At 66.5% G+C, this 2110-nt stretch carries 2 pseudogenes; one reads left to right on the forward strand and one right to left on the reverse strand.

Features of this window, described 5'->3' with window-relative positions:
* A pseudogene (locus tag TR48_RS44105) lies at positions 1-757 on the forward strand (hypothetical protein); the annotation flags it as partial.
* Between the two features lie 27 nt (positions 758-784).
* Here the strand turns inward: TR48_RS44105 and TR48_RS38180 are convergent.
* Positions 785-1998 (reverse strand): annotated as a pseudogene (locus TR48_RS38180) (IS256 family transposase).
* Positions 1999-2110 lie beyond the last annotated feature (112 nt).

The raw sequence follows: 2110 nt of genomic DNA on the forward strand, positions 1-2110 counted from the left end.
TTGCCGAGGTGCAGAAGGCAGGCGGGCTGCTGCGAGTCACCGACCCACGCAGGAGGCAAGGGCGCGCTACCGGCGGGCCATCGACGCGGCGCGCCGCCTGAACTGCGCCCCAGACGGACAACACCTCCGTCACACCGGCCGCAACGAGGGCGACCTCGTCGTTGGCCTGTTCAACGATGTCAACCCGGACGAGACCGCCTGGAACCGGATCCGCTTGAAACGAGTCCGTTCGGAGCGTCGCCGCGTGCCGGTGGACATTGAGCAGGTCATCACCGCCCTTGAAGGCGACCCGACGGCTTTCGAAGTTTCCGCCGGGCTCGTGCCAAGGATCTTGGACATCGTTCGGATGGTCGGCGCGGAGGCTATAGCCAGAGGGGGTCAGGTGACGGTTCGCAAGCGGCGGCAGCATCCCCACCCCCTGCTTGCAGTGTCCGGAGCCGAGTATGAATTGCGGTTCCGCGAAGGCGAGAAGCAGGAGCAGCACATCCCCACTGCGAATGATCGCCGCAAGGTCTACGACTGGCAGCGCGTGACGCCTGCGCACCGAACGGTGCCGTCCGGGGAGCTGTCCCTTGAGGTCGCCCTCGGCAGTTATGGCTGGAATCACCGGTGGTCCGACAGCCCGAAGAAACCCCTGGAGGACCAGCTCAAAGCGATCTTCCGAAAGCTCCACGAACGTCACCAGGAAGCAGAGAAGGAGCGCATCGCCGCAACTGAGCGGCACCAGCGCTGGGTGGACGAGGACCGCGTCCCTTGAAGTGGTGTAGTGGTCGTGCGCCAACGGTCATGAAGTCGCTGGGAGTTCGCGGCTGGTGGGGTAGATCTGATCCATACTGCCCTCGGGCAGGTAGCGGCGGGGGAAGGCGATCCACTCGTCGTGCAGCTCGAAGAGCACGGCGGTGACCAGCCTCAGCAGCGCGTCGTCGTTCGGGAACACCTGGACGACGTCGGTGCGGCGCTTGATCTCGCGGTTGAGCCGCTCGAGCGGGTTCGTCGATTGGATCTTCTTCCAGTGCCGCTCCGGGAACACCGCGAACGCGGTCAGGTCCTCCTTGGCCTCCAGCAGCATGGCCTTCACCTTGGGGAACTGCTGGCCGAGCATCTCGGCGACCGTGTCGACCTGGGCCCGCACCGCGTCCGCGGTGGGCTGGGCGCGAAGATCGTGCGGATCGTCGCGGCGACCATCTCCGCGGCCTCCCGTGGGATCACCGCGAAGACGTTTCGCAGGAAGTGAACGCGACATCTTTGGTAGGCGGCGCCGAGCATGACCTTGCGAATCGCCTTGACCAGGCCCGAGTGGTGGTCCGCGAGCACGAGGCGGACCCCGGACAGGCCGCGTTCGCGCAGGTGTCGTAGGAACTCGGTCCAGAACACCTCGGTCTCGCTGTCGCCGACCATCACGCCCAGGACCTCGCGGCCGCCGTCCTCGGTGATGCCGGTCGCGATCACCACGGCCCGGGAGACGATCTGGTGGTTCACCCGCGCCTTGCAGTACGTGGCATCGAGGTACATGTAGGGGAAGCGCGTGTGGTCCAGCGGCCTCGTGCGGAACGCGACCAGCTGGCCGTCGAGGTCCTCGCAGATACGCGAGACCTCGCTCTTGGAGATCCCGGTGTCCGCGCCGAGGGCTTTGACCAGGTCGTCGACCGACCGGGTGGACACGCCGTGGACGTAGGCCTCCATGATGACCGCGTAGAGGGCCTGGTCGATCCGGCGCCGCCGCTCGAGCAGGCTTGGAAAGAAGCTGCCGGTGCGGACCTTGGGGATGGCCAGGTCCAGGTCGCCGGCCTGTGTGGTCAGCGTCTTGCCGCGGTGGCCGTTGCGCCAGGTCACGCGCGTGTCGGTGTGCTCGCCCGGCTCGGCACCGATCCTGGCGGTCGCCTCCGCCTCGATCAGCTCTTGCAGGATCCGCCGGGCCAGCGCCCGGATGAGCTCAACTCCTTCGGCCGAGCGCAGTGACTCCATGAGTCGGAGTAGGTCAGACTGGGACAAGGCCATCGCGCACCTCTTCACTCAACGAGCTTGCCTACTCGGAGAGTTGCGCGATGGCTGCCCCATGACCAGGGGCTATTCCAAGATCCCTGCTACACCACTCAGCGGGACGCGATCG

The organism is Streptacidiphilus neutrinimicus (assembly GCF_000787815.1).
GTDB lineage: Bacteria > Actinomycetota > Actinomycetes > Streptomycetales > Streptomycetaceae > Streptacidiphilus > Streptacidiphilus neutrinimicus.